Source organism: Enterovibrio gelatinilyticus (genome assembly GCF_028683095.1).
GTDB lineage: Bacteria > Pseudomonadota > Gammaproteobacteria > Enterobacterales > Vibrionaceae > Enterovibrio > Enterovibrio gelatinilyticus.
In genome coordinates this window covers 18,482-36,210 of the sequence record NZ_JAJUBC010000004.1, presented here as the reverse complement: position 1 = coordinate 36,210, position 17,729 = coordinate 18,482, and the positions used below count along the sequence as shown (strand labels likewise).

18 protein-coding genes are annotated in these 17,729 nt (G+C 43.2%); 16 read left to right on the top strand and 2 right to left on the bottom strand.

Annotation, left to right across the window (positions count from 1 at the left end):
• The first annotated feature begins 32 nt into the window (after positions 1 to 32).
• The 6 genes from truA to purF all read left to right on the top strand — a co-directional run bounded on the left by truA (position 33) and on the right by purF (position 6,106).
• Positions 33 to 827: a tRNA pseudouridine(38-40) synthase TruA gene (gene truA / locus LRP50_RS04570; RefSeq protein ID WP_274163316.1), complete on the top strand. Its 795-nt coding sequence runs from the start codon at positions 33 to 35 to the stop codon at positions 825 to 827.
• 251 nt (positions 828 to 1,078) lie between these two features.
• Positions 1,079 to 2,005, top strand: coding sequence for an acetyl-CoA carboxylase, carboxyltransferase subunit beta (gene accD / locus LRP50_RS04565; protein WP_274163315.1), 927 nt, complete (start codon positions 1,079 to 1,081; stop codon positions 2,003 to 2,005).
• Positions 2,006 to 2,099: 94 nt separating this feature from the next.
• A complete protein-coding gene (gene folC / locus LRP50_RS04560; RefSeq protein WP_274163314.1) occupies positions 2,100 to 3,368 on the top strand; it encodes a bifunctional tetrahydrofolate synthase/dihydrofolate synthase in 1,269 nt (422 codons plus the stop codon).
• 2 nt (positions 3,369 to 3,370) lie between these two features.
• Positions 3,371 to 3,952 carry an SPOR domain-containing protein gene (locus LRP50_RS04555; protein ID WP_274163313.1) on the top strand — a complete coding sequence of 194 codons (582 nt, stop codon included), beginning with the start codon at positions 3,371 to 3,373 and terminating at the stop codon, positions 3,950 to 3,952.
• A 63-nt stretch (positions 3,953 to 4,015) separates the two neighbouring features.
• Positions 4,016 to 4,507 (top strand): CvpA family protein, encoded by a 492-nt coding sequence (locus tag LRP50_RS04550; protein ID WP_028024837.1) that lies wholly within the window; start codon positions 4,016 to 4,018, stop codon positions 4,505 to 4,507.
• Between the two features lie 84 nt (positions 4,508 to 4,591).
• On the top strand, positions 4,592 to 6,106 hold the full coding sequence (gene purF, locus LRP50_RS04545) for an amidophosphoribosyltransferase (protein WP_274163312.1): 1,515 nt from the start codon (positions 4,592 to 4,594) through the stop codon (positions 6,104 to 6,106).
• 120 nt (positions 6,107 to 6,226) lie between these two features.
• Here the strand turns inward: purF and LRP50_RS04540 are convergent, their stop codons facing one another.
• The gene (locus LRP50_RS04540; protein WP_274163311.1) at positions 6,227 to 6,826 is read right to left on the bottom strand and encodes a Yip1 family protein; all 600 of its coding nucleotides are present in this window, start codon (positions 6,824 to 6,826) and stop codon (positions 6,227 to 6,229) included.
• A gap of 181 nt (positions 6,827 to 7,007) precedes the next feature.
• A complete protein-coding gene (locus LRP50_RS04535) occupies positions 7,008 to 7,898 on the bottom strand; it encodes a LysR family transcriptional regulator (protein ID WP_274163310.1) in 891 nt (296 codons plus the stop codon).
• A gap of 297 nt (positions 7,899 to 8,195) precedes the next feature.
• Between LRP50_RS04535 and LRP50_RS04530 the strand changes: the two genes are divergently transcribed.
• The 10 genes from LRP50_RS04530 to LRP50_RS04485 all read left to right on the top strand — a co-directional run bounded on the left by LRP50_RS04530 (position 8,196) and on the right by LRP50_RS04485 (position 17,723).
• Positions 8,196 to 9,254, top strand: coding sequence for a response regulator (locus LRP50_RS04530; RefSeq protein WP_274163309.1), 1,059 nt, complete (start codon positions 8,196 to 8,198; stop codon positions 9,252 to 9,254).
• Positions 9,255 to 9,486: 232 nt separating this feature from the next.
• Positions 9,487 to 9,984 carry a transcription/translation regulatory transformer protein RfaH gene (gene rfaH, locus LRP50_RS04525; RefSeq protein WP_274163308.1) on the top strand — a complete coding sequence of 166 codons (498 nt, stop codon included), beginning with the start codon at positions 9,487 to 9,489 and terminating at the stop codon, positions 9,982 to 9,984.
• A gap of 106 nt (positions 9,985 to 10,090) precedes the next feature.
• A complete protein-coding gene (gene rfbB, locus LRP50_RS04520; RefSeq protein ID WP_274163307.1) occupies positions 10,091 to 11,152 on the top strand; it encodes a dTDP-glucose 4,6-dehydratase in 1,062 nt (353 codons plus the stop codon).
• A 70-nt stretch (positions 11,153 to 11,222) separates the two neighbouring features.
• Positions 11,223 to 12,095 carry a glucose-1-phosphate thymidylyltransferase RfbA gene (gene rfbA / locus LRP50_RS04515; RefSeq protein ID WP_274163306.1) on the top strand — a complete coding sequence of 291 codons (873 nt, stop codon included), beginning with the start codon at positions 11,223 to 11,225 and terminating at the stop codon, positions 12,093 to 12,095.
• Complete coding sequence (locus LRP50_RS04510) at positions 12,092 to 12,502, top strand: sugar 3,4-ketoisomerase (protein ID WP_274163305.1); 411 nt, start codon at positions 12,092 to 12,094, stop codon at positions 12,500 to 12,502. The genes rfbA and LRP50_RS04510 overlap by 4 nt, the downstream gene beginning before the upstream one ends.
• Entirely contained in the window at positions 12,489 to 12,950 is a 462-nt protein-coding gene (locus LRP50_RS04505) for an acyltransferase (protein WP_274163304.1), read from the top strand. The genes LRP50_RS04510 and LRP50_RS04505 overlap by 14 nt, the downstream gene beginning before the upstream one ends.
• 1 nt (position 12,951) lies before the next feature.
• Complete coding sequence (locus tag LRP50_RS04500) at positions 12,952 to 14,052, top strand: DegT/DnrJ/EryC1/StrS family aminotransferase (protein WP_274163303.1); 1,101 nt, start codon at positions 12,952 to 12,954, stop codon at positions 14,050 to 14,052.
• Positions 14,049 to 15,860, top strand: a complete 1,812-nt coding sequence (locus tag LRP50_RS04495) for an ABC transporter ATP-binding protein (protein ID WP_274163302.1) — start codon at positions 14,049 to 14,051, stop codon at positions 15,858 to 15,860. The genes LRP50_RS04500 and LRP50_RS04495 overlap by 4 nt, the downstream gene beginning before the upstream one ends.
• Positions 15,853 to 16,734, top strand: coding sequence for a hypothetical protein (locus LRP50_RS04490; protein WP_274163301.1), 882 nt, complete (start codon positions 15,853 to 15,855; stop codon positions 16,732 to 16,734). The genes LRP50_RS04495 and LRP50_RS04490 overlap by 8 nt, the downstream gene beginning before the upstream one ends.
• Entirely contained in the window at positions 16,731 to 17,723 is a 993-nt protein-coding gene (locus LRP50_RS04485) for a glycosyltransferase family 2 protein (RefSeq protein WP_274163300.1), read from the top strand. Before LRP50_RS04490 ends, LRP50_RS04485 begins: the two co-directional genes overlap by 4 nt.
• The last annotated feature ends 6 nt before the right edge of the window (positions 17,724 to 17,729 follow it).

The following is a 17,729-nucleotide window of genomic DNA, read 5'->3' as shown; positions in this document are numbered from 1 at the left end:
ACGTTATAAATTGTTAAGACAGAGACAAAAACATGAGAATTGCCCTGGGCGTTGAATATGATGGTGCACAGTATTTTGGCTGGCAGAGACAGCGTGACGTGCCCAGTGTGCAGGAGCATCTAGAGAAAGCCCTGTCTAAAATAGCCAATCAATCGATTGAAGTACAATGCGCAGGTCGTACCGATGCGGGAGTACATGGTACCGGTCAGGTTGTTCACTTTGATGTGGATGTCACACGACCACTCCGTGCATGGACCATGGGTGTGAACACCCATTTACCTGACGCCATTGCAGTGCGTTGGGCCAAAGAAGTCCCCGAAGAGTTTCATGCGCGCTTTTCTGCGACGGCTCGCCGCTATCGTTATATTATTTATAACCACGCGCTGAGACCGGGCATACTTCGGCACGGTGTGACTCACTGTCATGATGAGCTCGACGAAGCGCTGATGCACCAGGCTGGACAATACCTGCTAGGGGAAAACGACTTTACGTCATTCCGTGCAATTCATTGCCAGTCAAAAACACCGTGGCGTAACATTCATCATTTAAATGTGACTCGACAAGGGCGCTTCGTGATCATAGATATCAAGGCCAACGCATTTGTTCACCACATGGTGCGCAATATAGCCGGAAGCTTGATTGAAGTGGGAAGAAAAGCGCAAAAACCCGAGTGGGTTGAATGGCTGTTGGGCGTGAAAGACCGCAATTTGGCCGCGGCGACCGGAAAAGCTGGTGGCTTATATTTGGTGGATGTTGAATATCCCGAGCAGTTTGAGCTCCCTGAGTCACCCGTTGGGCCACTTTTTTTGCCAGATACACAGTGCTAATCACTGACACAAGGTTAAAAAAACGACATATTGATCATAGTGCGTGCAAATAACGTGCAAATACAAGTGTGCAAGGCTAGGCAAAAATAGGTAGTACCAGTTTTTTGTCCAAAGTCTTAACAAGTTGTGTTTTAATTCCTTGTTGAATTTGTAAATATCCAGGCCACTTGTCATGGTTCACATTGAGACAGCTCGTTACTGTTGAGCCTCAGAATGCGCAATGACAGGTGCTCCATTAGAAAAGGTCGTTCATGAGCTGGCTTGAAAAAATACTGACAAAAAGCAATATTGGTTCTTCACGTAAAGTCTCAATTCCTGAAGGCGTATGGACCAAATGTGGATCTTGTGAGCAGGTGCTTTATCACGCAGAGCTTGAGCGTAACCTGCACGTGTGTCCGAAATGTGACCATCACATGCGCATGACAGCACGTAAACGCCTAGAGACTTTCTTAGATGAAGGAAAAGGCACTGAATTAGGTCAAGAACTTGAGCCAAAAGATCTGCTCAAATTCCGTGACTCTAAGAAATACAAAGATCGTCTGTCTGCGGCGCAAAAGTCAAGCGGCGAGAAAGATGCCTTGGTTGTCATGAAAGGTGAGATCCTTGGTATGCCCGTTGTGGTCGCTTCCTTTGAGTTTGCCTTCATGGGCGGTTCAATGGGTGCTGTCGTCGGTGCGCGATTCGTGCGTGCCGTAGAACAAGCCATTGAGGATAAGTGTGGATTCGTGTGTTTCTCTGCCAGTGGTGGTGCGCGCATGCAAGAAGCATTGACGTCACTGATGCAAATGGCGAAAACCAGTGCTGCACTGGAGCGCCTTTCTGCGAAAGGACTTCCGTTTGTTTCTGTACTCACAGACCCAACCTTTGGTGGTGTGACCGCAAGCTTTGCGATGTTAGGTGACATTAATATTGGTGAGCCTAAAGCTCTGATTGGTTTTGCAGGTCAGCGTGTTATTGAGCAAACCGTGCGTGAAAAGCTGCCAGAAGGCTTTCAGCGTAGTGAGTTCTTGTTAGAGCACGGCGCCATCGACATGATTGTGGATCGTCGTGAAATGCGTCAGCGTATCGGAGGATTGTTGGCAAAAATGACCAACCATGAATCTCCGCTCGTTGTATCAGTGGAACAGCCTTTGGAAGGTGAGGTTATTGAAGCCGAACCGACCAAGGATACAGAATAAACGTCCCACAAATGAACATCTAAAGAGCGCCTTATGGCGCTCTTTGTCTTTTAGCTGATATGATTGAAGTATTGAAAGCTCAAATAGAATACTGATGTCAGAACATATTTCTCCCAGCGCGACTGCGCCATTGTCTGAGTGGTTATCTTATCTTGAATCACTCCACACCAGTGCTATCGATCTTGGACTGGATCGTGTCGCACGTGTCGGCCAAAAAGGTAAGCTGACAAAGCCTGCACCTAAAGTGATCACGGTAGCGGGTACCAATGGTAAAGGTTCAACATGCGCCATTATCGAAGCCATTTTGCAAAAAGCGGGCTATAAGACAGGCGTATACAGCTCCCCTCATCTTATTCGTTACAACGAACGTGTCCGTATCAATGGCAAAGAACTTGATGATGAACGTCACTCAGAAGCCTTTGCTGCGGTTGAATCACTCCGTGGTGACACCAGCCTAAGTCTCTTTGAATTTGGCACGCTGTCGGCGCTTTGGTTATTTATGGATAACCAGATTGATGTGGCAATCATCGAGGTGGGTCTTGGTGGTCGATTAGATGCGACCAACATTGTTGACCATGATGTGTCGGTGATCACCAGTCTAGCCATTGACCATGTTGATTGGCTCGGTGATGACATCGAAGTGATTGGCTTCGAGAAAGCAGGCATTTTCCGTTCAGGAAAACCGGCGGTATGTGGCCAACCAGAGCCACCAGCCAGTGTCGCCGCTCATGCCGATGATATTGGTGCAGAGCTACATCAGGTTGGCTATCAGTTTACCTATGAGCAGCAAGCGAACACCTGGCATTGGCAATGTGGTGCGTTTGATTTGCGCGATTTGCCAGTTCCAAATCTCCCGCTCCCCAATGCGGCAACGGCGTTGATGGCGCTAGGGTTGTCAGAACTTGATGTGACAGACGAACAGATCGTGGAAGGGCTGCGAACGGTCACGTTGGCGGGTCGCATGCAAATGGTGTCTCAATCACCTCTGATCATCCTAGATGTGGCCCACAACCCACATTCTGCTGAATACTTGGCGAATCAAATCTCATCTCTTAAGCAAGACGCCGATGCTAAGGTTCATGCCGTTGTTGCAATGTTGCATGACAAAGACATATCGGCAACGCTCGATGTCATGAAGTCAGTGGTTGATATTTGGTATCCTGCTTCTTTAACAGGGCCAAGAGCCGCCGATTGGCAGCAGCTTGTTCATTTCCTGCCTGAATATGTCGAAGGTTACGCGTCACCTGTTGAAGCATTTGAAGCCGCGAAAACGGCTTTGACGTGGAAAGGTGATGTTCTAATCGTATTTGGTTCATTCCACACAGTCGGCGAAATCGCTGATCATCTCGCTCAAACGGAGTAAATGTGGCAACTCAGTTTCAAAATCGCTTAGTCGGCACACTCATTTTGGTTTCGTTAGGCGTCATTTTCTTACCTGATGTATTTGATGGTGAAAAAGCGCATTACCAAGAGAGTTTTCAAGCAATTCCTCTCCAAGAGGACGTTGATGAAACGCTGCTTGAAGCGTCGGTCTTGCCGCCCGAAGAAGTGGAGTCATTTCTTCCCCCTGAAGAACCTGTACTGGTCACTATTGGCGACGAAGGTACAAAAGCGTCAGCTGGTGATGAGAGCATCGTTTCGGAAGCTGATAACTCTCAGGTTGCCGCTGCGAATACTCAGCCTAAAGCGGGCTATGAAGATTCAGCTTGGATCATCCGTCTTGGTACGTTCCGCAATATTGATAACGCCAAAAGCCTAGTGTCAAAGTTGCGTAAAAAGGGCTACTCAGCGCAGTTGATGCCTCGTGATGTAAAAGAAGGCGAGTTGGCACGTGTTGAAATTGGGCCTAACGTCTCCAAAGACAAATTGGCTTCAATGACTGCAGATTTGGAGTCTTTGACCGGATTGAAAGGTCAACTGCTCAGATTTAACCCACTCAACCCATAAGAAAACGTTTGCGTCGTCATTTTTTCTGTTAAAATGCGCGCGAATCGCTCAGATGATTAAAAGATGAATTGGATAGATTACATCATAATTGGAGTGATCAGCTTTTCAGCATTGATTAGCTTGGTCCGTGGATTTGTGAAAGAAGCCCTATCGCTAGTGATATGGTTTGGTGCCTTCTTTGTCGCCAGTAACTTTTACCCGCAATTAGCGGCTTACTTCACTAATATTCATGACGAAATGATTCGAAATGGCGCGGCAATAGCGGCGCTGTTTGTTGCCACCTTAATCGTTGGCGCTGTGGTGAACTACGTGATTGGACAGTTAGTCCAAAAAACAGGCTTATCTGGGACAGATAGAGTGCTAGGTGTGGTTTTTGGCGGTATTCGCGGCGTGTTGATTGTTGCTGCAGTATTGTTCTTTCTCGACGCATTCACCAATTTTTCCAGCGCTATCGAGTGGAAACAATCACAATTAATCCCTAGATTTGGGGTAGTGATTGAATGGTTTTTCTCGTATTTGGAGCAGAGCTCCAGCTTTTTGCCCAAGGTGATCTAGCGTCGACCTGCTTTTAGCAGTAAAGGCAGGAAAACGTAAAAACAGTTCCCTGGGCTCACTCTTGCGTTACAAGGAACAGCATACATGTGTGGGATTGTTGGAATCGTGGGTGAAACCCCGGTTAATCAGTCAATTTACGATGCGTTGACAGTACTTCAGCACCGTGGTCAGGATGCCGCCGGCATTGTTACCATTGACAACAACCGCTTTCGCTTGAGAAAAGCAAACGGTTTGGTAAAAGATGTATTCCAACTCAAGCATATGCAACGCTTGCAAGGAACGGTTGGGATAGGGCATGCGCGCTATCCTACCGCAGGAAGCTCAAGCGTGTCAGAAGCGCAGCCGTTTTACGTTAACTCTCCTTATGGTATTACGTTGGCACACAACGGCAACCTGACAAACGCGAATGAACTTCGTGAGTCACTGTTTGCTCAAGACCGCCGCCACCTTAACACCACGTCTGATTCTGAAGTCCTTCTTAATGTATTAGCTCACCAAATTGATGAAGCCACTTCGTTTCCATTATCAGAAGACGATGTGTTTAAAGCTGTTCGTGCTGTTCACCAACAAATTCGTGGTGCATATGCCGTAGTCGCTATGATCATTGGTCATGGCTTGATTGCCTTTCGCGACCCGCATGGTATTCGTCCATTGTGTTTGGGCAAGCGTACTGTTAACAACCGCGAAGAGTACATGGTCGCTTCAGAGTCCGTTGCGCTAGACGCTGTTGGTTTTGATTTTGTGCGAGACGTTGCGCCGGGTGAAGCGGTTTACATTACCATTGACGGGCAACTGTTCACTCGCCAATGTTCAGATACACCTTCACTGTCACCATGTATCTTTGAGTTCGTGTATTTTGCACGCCCCGACTCGTTTATCGATAAGATCTCTGTCTACGCAGCACGTATCAATATGGGCAAGAAGCTCGGTGCTAAGATTCGTCGCGAGTGGGATGATTTAGACATTGATGTTGTTATCCCAATCCCAGAGACCTCGTGTGATATCGCGTTAGAAATTGCTCAAGAGCTTAACAAACCCTATCGTCAAGGTTTTGTGAAGAACCGCTATGTTGGGCGTACGTTTATCATGCCGGGTCAACAGCAGCGTCGTAAATCTGTTCGTCGCAAGCTCAATGCAATCCGCTCTGAGTTTAAAGATAAATCTGTCTTGCTGGTTGATGACTCCATCGTACGCGGCACCACGTCAGAACAGATCATTGAGATGGCACGTGAAGCGGGCGCTAAACGAGTGTATATGGCGTCTGCCGCTCCAGAAATTCGCTTCCCTAACGTGTATGGTATCGATATGCCAAGTGCAAATGAGTTGATTGCACACGGACGTGAAGTTGATGAAATCGGCAGTATTATCGGCGCGGATGGTTTGATTTTTCAAGACTTGACGGATTTGGAAGATGCTGTCCGTGAAGGTAACCCTGATGTGAAATTGTTTGAAAGCTCAGTGTTTAGCGGTCATTACATTACGCAAGATATCAATCAAGCATACCTTGAGTACATTGATAGCCTGCGAAATGACGAAACGAAAGAGCTACGTGAACAACAGCAAGAACTAGCCAACCTCGAGATCTACAACGAAAACTGAGTGTCGTGAAAATCGACCTCAAAAAAACGCGGTCACTGTTATAGTGACCGCGTTTTTTGTTAGAAGTGATTCGTGGATATATCTCGTCAAAGCATCAAAGCATCAAAGCATCAAAGTGGTCTAATTCACAAACATCGGGCCAAAGCCAACATTCCACATAATGACGCTGCTCGCCAAGATAGCGACAAGCAGTACCAAACCACATGTCACGACTGAACTAGCATAGATAAAACCACGTTCTTCAGGTATGTGCATGATGATCGGCACACCGGTATACAAAAGATATATGGAATAGGCGATGCCAGCCAAGCCCACGAGCATCACGAACCATACAACAGGGTAGAGTGCCGCTAAGCCCACCATAAATATGGGTGTAGCGGTGTAAGCAGCTAGTTCAAGCGCTTGTGTGTAGGTCGGGTTCGAGCCAAACGTACGGCTCATCCAGAGCGTTAAGTAAGCTAGCGCCATCACGCCAGTGATCAATGCGAAATACATTGCACCTGCAATGATCAACGCACTTTGTTCAGTCAGAAAAATAGGTTCGCCAACGCCAATACTCCAGCCTATGTGTGCGCTCGAATAGTAAGCACAAATGGGTGGAATCAACGCCATAATCGCCGCGTGCCCGAGGCTGTTTGATGCGCCCTCATGGCGGTCATCAATATTTTGCCATTCCTCTTTTGGATGGGTGTACAAGCCTAGCAAATGTCCCAAAATCATAATTGCTCCTTCCGTTTGCAAAAACCATCGTTAACGTTTGTGCAGTGACAGATATCGCTGCTTTTTGGTTTTACATCTATATAACAATTAGCGTTACGGAAGCGCCTTAGCAAGTTTTGAATAGCAAAAGTGTAGTGATATTTTAACCACTTATCGCTTTTGGGACATTCAGTGAACCATGTCACGTTTGTGTGTTATTTACTTGAAAATAGTTGAGTGCGAAATCAATAAATACACGAAGCTTGGCTGGCAGATTTGTTTTGCCATGATACATCAAATAGATATCACGGGGGCTTGTTGTCCAATCAGGAAGAACCTGTTTCAGCTCCTTTGAGTCGATGTCTTTGCTCACTAACACATCGGGTATTAAAGCGATGCCCAATCCATCTTTTGCGGCGGCTCGGACAAGTCGCAGTTCTGAAGCCTCAAAGCGGCCTTGTTGACTAATACACAGGTGTTGTCCACGAGTGTTAGTTAAACGCCAACGCATAAGCGGCCAACCTTTGAGTAGATGATGCTTCATCAGATCGGACGCATCACTCGGTGATCCATTGTTTGCAATGTATGAAGGGCTAGCAACAAGAATGTCTTTCACCGTATGAAGCTTACGAGCAATAAGGGATGAATCCCTTTGAGGCCCGATGCGTATAAAAGCATGGTGCCCGTCACTAAGCTTGTTATCGGAATCATTAGAGAGTTCCAAATCAAGCTTAATATCAGGAAACTGAGTCAAAAATGCGCTAAACATTGGCTGTAGCAGTTTCATCGCAATATTAGATGGCGCACTTATCTTTAGGGTGCCAGATTCGCCCTTACAATGTTCAGATAGGCTCTCCGTCGCGGCCATGAGTTGTTCGAGTAGCGGTGAGCATTTATCATAAAAGCCTTGCCCAGCTTCCGTTAGTGACAACTTTCTAGCGTCACGATGCAAAAGCTTAATCTTCATGTCTTCTTCAAGCGCTTGAATGCGGCGAGTCAGTGTCGCTACAGGGATCCCTGTTTTCTTCGACGCTAATGTATAGCTGCCATTTTCGACGATAAGACGAAAGAGATTTAGATCATCTAGTTTCATATGTATTCACGAATTGCGATTGCCTTCTATAAAAAGACATAGAGATCTCTATTTCAAATTAACAAGATGCTCTTTTCGTTGTCTCATATCAATAAGCAACATCGTAAGTAACGTAATGTTTGTTCAGAAGCTAAACAAATAGATGAGTTTTTTCCTTTCTGGATACATAAGGTTATGTGTACTGGTGCCTAGAATTACGTGGATGTTGCAACGTCGTGACGGATTTCAAACTATCCTAAAGGGACTAAGGCGACGTTCCTTAGACGTAAACCAGTACCCGATCAGGAGAGCAGGGCAGTGTTAGAAGGTAAAGAGGTTCTGATTGTAGAAGATGACCCCGTATTCATTCGAATCATCGGTGGTTTCTTACGCAAAGAAGGATGCATTGTTAGAGAAGCAGAAAATGGACTTGATGGGCTTAAAGCGCTCAGAGAAGGCATTCCTGATCTCTTGCTCAGTGATTTGTCTATGCCCGTAATGACTGGATTGGAATTCGTTGAAGAAGTAAGTTTGGAGTATCCCATGCTTCCGGTCATCGTTATCTCTGGTACGGGCGGCATGTCTGATGTGGCACAAGCGCTCCGATTTGGCGTGAAAGATTTTTTGATCAAGCCTATTGATGACATCATGGTAGTGAAATCCGCGATTATGTCAGTACTCGAAGATGCTGATGGTGGCGCAAGCTGCGATATGGATTTTAGCCAGCAATGGTTCAAGCTCGCCCAAAATGGTGGCGATCAACCACTTACCGAAGAGTTAAAATGGCACCTCGATGACTTGTTAGACAACCCAGGGAATGCTCGAGACTTACTCATGGGCTTAATGCCCGATCAAGACTCAAGACAAGGGGATTGGCGTCTATCATATCACTCTCTGCAATCTGCGGATTCTAGTCCTGTTGTTCTGGATTATACATGGATGATGGACGGTCAAATGGCGTTCTACATGGTAGATAGCGCTTCAGCAGGGAGAAACGGAACGGCTACAACGTTAATGATCCGTGCTTTCTTCAATGAATACCTACGTTCACAAGATGCCGATGAGCGCGGTTTTGTTCATCTCGTGCATCAAATTGAGCATGCTATTAAGAAATCGACCTACGCAAGTCCAATCCGGGCCATGTTTGGCATCCTCAATGCGTCAGATAATGAACTCAGTGTACTATCAGCAGGCTTGAATGCTGTGGTTGATGGGACAGGGAATGCGATCATTGTAAACAACGATCACTTGCTAGGCGTTGACGCAGCCAGCACGCGCTTTCAAACCATAGATTTAGCGGGTGGAAACGTTCGCGTGTCGTTGAGTGAAGTCGGGTTAACCAGTTTTAGCTTAGACATACAGCGTTTGAGTGCCTAATCCCCATATCTAGATCTTCTTAAATCCCTTGAAACGAAATGCCGCATATATTGTGCGGCATTTTGCATTTCTGAAAAAAGCTACGTACAACAATTCAAACTATGAACTAGTGCAGACAAATTGAGCTGTCGGCTGCACAGCCCTTGCTGCACGATGACCAGCCTAATATACTCTTGAGTTGCGTCGCAGAGACGGTGCAAATTGGCTAGCTAGGACATCGGCGAGAAATATAATGAATTCATGGTATCTGCTCTATTGTAAACGCAGCGAGCAACAACGCGCAGAGCAGCACCTTAAGCGGCAAGGTATCGACTGTTACTATCCACAAGTGACGGTTGAAAAAATTCGTCGCGGTAAAAGAACCCCGCAGCTCGAACCCCTCTTTCCAAACTATGTGTTTGCTTCCTTTGATCCTGAAAAAATTGCTTATACCACAGTGCGTTCAACCCGAGGTGTTGTGGATTTTGTCAGGCATGGAGCTGTGCCTTGTACCGTTCCGTTCGATCTGATTTTGAGCTTAATGGCACACGAAGATTCGGATGAACAGCGCGAGCAGCTAAATGACATGTTGAAGCCGGGTGACCAAATCGAAGTGTTGGGTGGGCAGTTTGAGGGTTCAGACGCTATCTACAAAGAAGCGGATGGAGAAATGCGATCTATCTTGTTGATAAAACTACTCAATCGTCAGGTGGAAGTAACTACTGAAAACAGTGTGTTGAGGAAGAAGTAGTACAAATATTCGACAACAAATTCTGGCTATCGCGTGCTTTGGGAACGACACCTAAGGGCGGTAGCGTTTTAACTTAAAAAAATTTGATTTGAAAAAGAGTTAGAGAATGAAAATACTCGTCACCGGCGGTGCAGGATTTATTGGTTCGGCAGTTGTACGTCACATCATTAACAACACTCAAGATAGCGTAGTCAATTTGGACAAATTGACCTATGCCGGCAACCTGGAATCACTGACCGAAGTCAGCGGCAATGAACGATATGTGTTCGAGCAAGTTGACATTTGTGACAGAGAAGCACTCACTCGAATTTTTGAAGAACACCAACCTGACGCTGTTATGCATTTGGCTGCCGAATCTCACGTAGACCGCTCAATAGATGGACCCGCAGCATTTATCGAGACCAATATCGTTGGTACATATGTATTACTTGAGGCTACAAGAAGTTACTGGAACCAACTCTGTGTTGAGCGAAAAGAAGCGTTTCGATTCCACCATATTTCAACCGACGAAGTTTATGGTGACTTGGAAGGTACGGATGAGCTCTTCACCGAAGAGACTTCTTATGAGCCATCTAGCCCCTACTCTGCATCTAAAGCATCTAGTGATCACTTAGTTCGATCTTGGCTGAGAACTTATGGCTTGCCGACGCTTGTGACAAACTGCTCTAACAACTATGGTCCATACCACTTCCCTGAGAAGCTAATTCCTCTGATGATTCTTAATGCGTTAGAAGGAAAAGCATTGCCTGTCTACGGTGATGGAATGCAGATTCGTGACTGGTTGTATGTTGAAGACCATGCTCGTGCTTTGTACAAAGTTGTCACTGAAGGTGTTGTTGGAGAGACCTATAACATTGGTGGTCATAATGAAAAAGCAAACATCGAAGTAGTACAAAGCATTTGTACACTACTTGAAGAGCTTCGTCCCAACAAACCAGATAATGTAGAACACTACAAAAAACTGATTACCTATGTGAAAGATCGCCCTGGTCATGATGTACGTTATGCCATTGATGCAACGAAGATTGGACGAGAACTGGGCTGGGAACCAGAAGAGACTTTCGAGTCAGGTATTAGAAAGACTGTGGAATGGTACTTGAACAACCAAGATTGGTGGTCACGCGTACTAGATGGTTCATATACCCGAGAGCGCCTTGGTTCAAACTAAATTAGCATCTTCTTTTTCATCATGGCTTTCACGTAAGCCTGAAGCTATCAACATTTAGGGTCTTAATTCTATGAAAGGCATCATTCTCGCTGGTGGATCTGGCACGCGTCTATATCCGATTACGCGCGGCATTTCTAAGCAACTTCTACCTGTTTATGACAAGCCAATGATTTATTATCCGCTGTCAGTACTTATGCTGGCAGGGATAAGAGAAGTACTAATAATTACTACACCTGAAGATATAGATAGCTTCGTCAGATTGTTAGGTGATGGATCTCAATTTGGTATTGATATTGAATATGCAGAACAGCCATCCCCTGATGGCCTAGCGCAAGCATTCATCATTGGTGAAACATTCATAGGTGATGATTCAGTTTGTCTCGTGTTGGGCGACAATATTTTCTGGGGGCAAGGTTTTTCACCGAAGCTACTCGAAGCAGCAAAAATTGAGAAAGGTGCCAGAGTATTTGGTTATCAAGTGAAAGATCCCGAGCGCTTTGGTGTGGTGGAATTTGACGATAATTTCAATGCGGTTTCAATTGAAGAAAAGCCAGACGCTCCCCGTTCGGATTACGCTGTAACGGGTTTGTATTTCTATGACAACCAAGTAGTAGATATTGCGAAAAACGTCAAGCCGTCTGACCGAGGAGAGCTTGAGATTACATCAGTCAATCAAGAGTATCTGAAAAACGATGAACTTTCGGTTGAACTGTTAGGTCGCGGCTTTGCATGGCTGGATACTGGCACCCATGACAGCCTATTGGAAGCGGCTACGTTTGTTGAAACAATCGAAAAACGTCAGGGATTCAAAATTGCTTGTTTAGAAGAGATTGCATGGCGAAATAAGTGGTTGAGTGATTGTGAAGTCAAATTTATTGCAGAAAGCATGAAAAAAAATGGCTATGGGCAATATTTGCTTTCATTATTGAAAGGTAGATTATGAGTTTTGTAAATATAATAAAATTCAAAACACTTGGTGATGAGCGAGGGCAATTGGTTTCGCTTGAAAGTAATGGGAATATTCCATTTGAAATTAAGCGAACATATTATATATATGATACTTCGCCAGGAGTGCCTAGAGGTTATCATGCACATTTCACACTAAGGCAAACTGCGGTTTGTTTGAAGGGAAGTTGTGTGGTTTTGATGGATAATGGCATTGAGAAAGTCGAAGTAACACTAGATTCTCCAACAAAAGGACTAATGATTGAACCAATGCAGTGGCATGAAATGTATGACTTTACAAACGATTGCATTTTAATGGTATTAGCAAGTGATAACTATGACGAACTTGACTACATTCGTGATTATGATGATTTTGTCGGAGCTGTAAAAAATGATGATACATGAATTGAGTGATGTGAGCACAGACAATATTGGGGAAGGAACTACTATTTGGCAATTTTCTGTGGTATTAAAAGGTGCAAAAATAGGGTCTAACTGTAATATTTGCGCCCATACCTTTATTGAAAATGATGTCATGATTGGTGATGAAGTGACGATAAAGTGTGGTGTGTATATATGGGATGGAACCACACTAGAAGATAATGTTTTCATTGGGCCTAGTGTAACATTCACTAATGACAAATTTCCTCGTTCTAAAATATATCCAGCAGCATTCTCTCGAATATTGATAAAGAAAAACGCGTCATTAGGAGCCAATACAACAATTTTACCAGGTATTACTGTTGGCGAAAATGCGTTAGTTGGTGCAGGTTCAGTGGTCACAAAAGATGTGCCAGATAACGCAATAGTAGTGGGTAATCCAGCTAAAATCGTAAGATATATAGAGAATTAAAATGCTAAAGTTTTTAGACCTTCAAACCATAAATGCACAGTATAGAGATGAGTTAGTTGAAGTGTGTACCCGAGTCATTGATTCAGGATGGTACATTCTAGGTAAAGAAGTTACTGAGTTTGAAAGAGAATTTGCAGAGTGTTGTGGCACTAAGTATGCCATAGGCGTGGCAAACGGATTGGATGCACTCACTCTTGTATTGAGGGCCTGGAAAGAATTGGGATATTTGAATGACGGTGATGAGGTCATCGTTCCTGCAAATACATACATTGCGTCTATACTTTCGATTACTGAGAACAATCTTGTTCCTGTGTTGCTAGAACCCAACGAGCAGACTTACAACTTAAATGCTGTCAATGTAGAAAAGGCGATTACAAGTAAAACTAAAATAATATTGCCTGTGCATCTATATGGTTTAATCAGCCCTATGGTTGAACTTTGTGACATCGCCAAAAAACACAATCTACTCATCCTTGAAGACTGTGCACAAGCGCATGGTGCAGAGATTCTTGGTAAGAAGGCTGGGAATTGGGGAGATGCAGCCGGATTTAGTTTCTACCCAGGTAAAAACTTAGGTGCATTAGGCGATGGTGGAGCAATTACCACTAATAATGAAGAGCTTGCAAATACATTACTGGCGCTTCGAAATTATGGGTCACATCGCAAGTATGAAAATGAGTTTAAAGGCGTTAATTCTCGCCTTGATGAAATTCAAGCAGCAATGTTGCGCGTCAAGTTGAAATATCTGGAAAGCGAAACCGCAATACGCCGAAAAATCGCGACAAGATATAGCAATGAAATTAAGAATAACCGAATTTCACTTCCTATTTGGGATGATATAGAAAATCACGTTTTTCACCTTTTCGTAGTGAGGACAGAAGAACGTGATCGCTTTAGTGAATATTTGCTTGAGAATGAGATTCAAACAGTTATTCATTATCCGACGCCTCCTCATAAACAAAATGCATATTCAGAACTTAAAGATATAGGTCTTCCTCTGACAGAAAGGATACATAATGAAGTGCTTAGCCTTCCTATTGATCCGACACTTACTGATGAAGATATTTCATACATCATAGAAAAAATCAATGGATATGAATGATGTTAAAGCTAGTTAAGGAACTTTTTTCCTTATTAACACCTAGCCAAAGGAAGAAGTTCTATTTACTTCAGATATTGGTAGTAGCAATGGCCATCATGGAGGTGGTGGGTATCGCATCTATCGGGCCATTCATGGCGCTTGTTGGTGATATATCGTTGATAGAGAAGAACAGTATTCTCTCATCATTGTATAGCTACATGGGTTCAGAAAATCCTTATGATTTTCTTTTTCTGCTTGGTGTTGGCGTGTTGATTGCTTTAGGACTAGCGTCAGCTGTATCGATGGTGACTACTTGGCTCATATCAATATTTGCTTTCAAAGTAGGTACTGAAATATCTGACCGTCTATACCGCCATTATCTACGTCAAAACTGGTTATTTCACTCAAGCGGTAGCAGTGCTCAGTTTATTAAACAAGTATCGACCGAATCAATTCGTATAACAAGTCAAGTAATATTGCCACTTATCCAAATGAATGCAAGGATTGTGCTGGCAATTACTATCGTTGTTGCAATCTTTGCTTATAACCCGATTGTTGCATTGTCTGGATTTTTTATATTTGTTATCGCCTATGTTGCATTGTATCGCACGATCAAAGCGCGTCTAAAGAAAAATGGCGAGGATATATCAGCAACCTCCGTACATCGTTTTCGATTGATGAATGAAGGGTTTGGGGGTATTAGAGATGTTTTGCTTCTAAACAGAAGTAAAAATTTCATTGATCACTTCGAAGAAAGCGGCGTAAAGTTTGCTGAAGCAAATGGGCAAAATAATGCACTAAGTTTAGTTCCCCGTTATTTGATGGAATTCATCGCATTTGGAGCAATGATAGGTCTTATTCTAGCGCTGATTAAAACGCATGATGGGAACCTAAGTGCGATACTTCCCCTACTTGCGGTCTATGCATTGGCTGGCCTTAAGCTCCTTCCTGCGGTTCAGCAAATATACGCAAGTATTGCTTTGATCAAAGGTAACATCGCTGCTTTTGAAGAAATTCGACCAGAACTGATTGCATCACAGTTAAGCGAAAGAGAAAACATTCAACAAGACGCAGGGTGTTCAATCAAGCGCATAGAACCTGGTTCAATAATTGCGCTGAGCAATATCGATTTTTCATACCCAAATAAAGAAACGAAGGCGCTTTCCAATCTGAATATGGTATTTCCTGTCAATCAAACCATTGGCATCGTTGGTTCTTCAGGATCGGGGAAATCCACTGCAATTGACATTTTACTTGGCTTAATTGAGGCAGACTCAGGAAAGTTAGTAGTCGATGGAGAGGCGATCGAATCAACTGAAGTACGTGCTTGGCAGAATGTGATTGGCTATGTGCCACAAACCATTTTCCTCAGCGAAGGAACAATTGCGGAGAATGTCGCTTTTGGGCTACTTGAAACTGAAATTGACTATCGGCGTGTAAGCCAAGCATTGAAGCTTGCCAGATTAGAAGAACTAGCATCACAACTGCCGCAAGGAGTTCACACAAAAGTTGGGGAGCGGGGTGTGCAGCTATCCGGCGGACAGCGTCAGAGAGTGGGTATTGCCAGAGCACTATATCAAGACTCATCAGTTCTTGTATTTGACGAAGCTACTAGTGCATTGGATGGCATAACAGAGAGATTGATCATGGAAGCTATCAATGACTTTAGTGGAAGTAAAACGATAATAATGATAGCGCATCGACTTAAAACCGTCGAAAACTGCGATATGATATATTTTTTAGAGCAGGGTACAGTTACCGATTCAGGAACGTATCAAGAGCTCATTTCTCGTAATGAATTATTTAGGGAGATGGCGAAACATGCTTAGCGAAAAACAAGTCATAGAGCTAAACAAGGTAATATCTGATTCTTGTGTTTTAGTTATTCAATCTTGTGATGCCTATGAAGATGTGTGGGAGATGTTTTTCTCAGCATTGTCAGAGCATTGGCCTGGATGTAGTCTGAGAATTATTTTAAATACTGAAACAAAGACAACGTCATTTGGTGACTTAAATATAGACGATTTGAACTTTAATGGTGATCTAAGTAATCCTCAATGGGGCGAGAAACTTCTCAACGTCTTAAATCATGTAGAGCATGAATTTGTTATAACTCTGTTTGATGACTTTATTCTTGAAGACCGAGTTAACGTTGAAAAAATTCTTCGTTGCTTGGACTTGATGAAAAGAAACGAAAATATTGGTGTTTTCTACTTTAACAATATACCAACCACTCAAATTGAATCTTTCGATGAATTCTATAAATTGGGTAGAACTACCGATTATAAGGTGAATTCGTGCCCTGCACTTTGGCGCAAAAAAATTCTGCAGGAAATGACAGGTACTATTGATAATCCTTGGGCTTGGGAGTTTTTTGGGAGTGCGAGAGCTTATGGGGATAAATACGAATTTTATTGTGCCACTCCTGATAAAGAAGACGTTTTTGTTTATCAATATCAATTAGGTGGCGCCATTCGAAGAGGTAAGTGGGTGGAGAAAGTTATTATTCCTGCGATAAAAAAATATAACTTATCTCTAGATTCCTCAGTTCGAGGTTTTGCAAGTGAATCGCTTTCTGAGGGGAAATATAGCCTTGGTTGGAAGGTGAAATTCATCAGGTTAGGTTTTGAAATGGTTGGCTTCAAAGCAATGTTGCCCCTATTAAGGGCTGTCTTACAAAAAATAAAACGAACTTTTCAATGATTATTGACTTCACGTTTTCTGTGTTGGTTTACAACCATTCACAGTACATAATAGAACATTTAGAAAGTATAAAATACCAGGTGGAGCAATACGGGAAAAACAAGAATGTTAAGCTTGTAATTTCCGACGATGGCTCGAAAGACGATAGTTTGATTAAGATTAACAATTGGATTAATCAGAACAAAGACTTGTTTATAGAGTGCATTATTCTAGGCGACGGCATAAATCGTGGTGTTGGTTTTAGCTTTACGAGTATGTGGGAGCATATAGGCAATGAGCCGTTTAAGCTATTAGCGGGCGATGATGTTTACTCGTACGAAAATATTTTTCAGGAAGCTGAATGGTTGAATGACTGTGACTTTGTTACTGGAATGCCGCTATTGTTAATTGATGGTGTTCTTAGTAAGTCAAATTCACTAATGTTTCATATGCTTGCAACTCAGCATATCTATGAGAAAGAGAGTTTTTTCTCAAAATTAAAGAACATAAATGTTATCAATACGCCAAGCTTGATTTACAGAAATTGTTTTATCAAAGATTCAGATACGTTTGATTTTATCCGAAAGTTTCGTGTTACTGAAGATTTCCCTATGATGGCCCATCTTTCATCCAATTATAAAGACATCAAGTTTAAGACAGTTGGTAAGGTGTACATTTACTACAGGCGTACGCCTGGTTCGATATATTTGGTAGATAACGAAAAATATAATATAGACAAGGAAAATGTCTTTAAATATCTTGAGAGCTTAGACGAAAGCTATCTAGGTAAATTTATTTTAAGGAATAGACTATCTTGCTATAAAAGAGGTGGCCTTGCAGGCAAGCTATTAAATTTTAGCTACTATCTGTATCTTGTTAGGGTGATATTTAAATCCCCAGTCATTATGCGAGAACTAAATGATCTAAAATTAAATGAGGGAAAACATGCTACACATTACGCGTTGATAAAAGATCGAGTTATGAAGTTCAATGAAGTATGGAAAAGTTAGGGATAA

Coding starts and splice junctions, on each gene's coding strand:
- LRP50_RS04490 (WP_274163301.1), top strand. CDS start 15,853: ATGCTTAGCGAAAAACAAGTCATAGAGCTAAACAAGGTAATATCTGAT.
- LRP50_RS04535 (WP_274163310.1), bottom strand. CDS start 7,898: ATGAAACTAGATGATCTAAATCTCTTTCGTCTTATCGTCGAAAATGGC.
- LRP50_RS04495 (WP_274163302.1), top strand. CDS start 14,049: ATGATGTTAAAGCTAGTTAAGGAACTTTTTTCCTTATTAACACCTAGC.
- rfaH (WP_274163308.1), top strand. CDS start 9,487: ATGAATTCATGGTATCTGCTCTATTGTAAACGCAGCGAGCAACAACGC.
- LRP50_RS04500 (WP_274163303.1), top strand. CDS start 12,952: ATGCTAAAGTTTTTAGACCTTCAAACCATAAATGCACAGTATAGAGAT.
- truA (WP_274163316.1), top strand. CDS start 33: ATGAGAATTGCCCTGGGCGTTGAATATGATGGTGCACAGTATTTTGGC.
- rfbB (WP_274163307.1), top strand. CDS start 10,091: ATGAAAATACTCGTCACCGGCGGTGCAGGATTTATTGGTTCGGCAGTT.
- folC (WP_274163314.1), top strand. CDS start 2,100: ATGTCAGAACATATTTCTCCCAGCGCGACTGCGCCATTGTCTGAGTGG.
- LRP50_RS04505 (WP_274163304.1), top strand. CDS start 12,489: ATGATGATACATGAATTGAGTGATGTGAGCACAGACAATATTGGGGAA.
- rfbA (WP_274163306.1), top strand. CDS start 11,223: ATGAAAGGCATCATTCTCGCTGGTGGATCTGGCACGCGTCTATATCCG.
- accD (WP_274163315.1), top strand. CDS start 1,079: ATGAGCTGGCTTGAAAAAATACTGACAAAAAGCAATATTGGTTCTTCA.
- LRP50_RS04485 (WP_274163300.1), top strand. CDS start 16,731: ATGATTATTGACTTCACGTTTTCTGTGTTGGTTTACAACCATTCACAG.
- purF (WP_274163312.1), top strand. CDS start 4,592: ATGTGTGGGATTGTTGGAATCGTGGGTGAAACCCCGGTTAATCAGTCA.
- LRP50_RS04550 (WP_028024837.1), top strand. CDS start 4,016: ATGAATTGGATAGATTACATCATAATTGGAGTGATCAGCTTTTCAGCA.
- LRP50_RS04540 (WP_274163311.1), bottom strand. CDS start 6,826: ATGATTTTGGGACATTTGCTAGGCTTGTACACCCATCCAAAAGAGGAA.
- LRP50_RS04510 (WP_274163305.1), top strand. CDS start 12,092: ATGAGTTTTGTAAATATAATAAAATTCAAAACACTTGGTGATGAGCGA.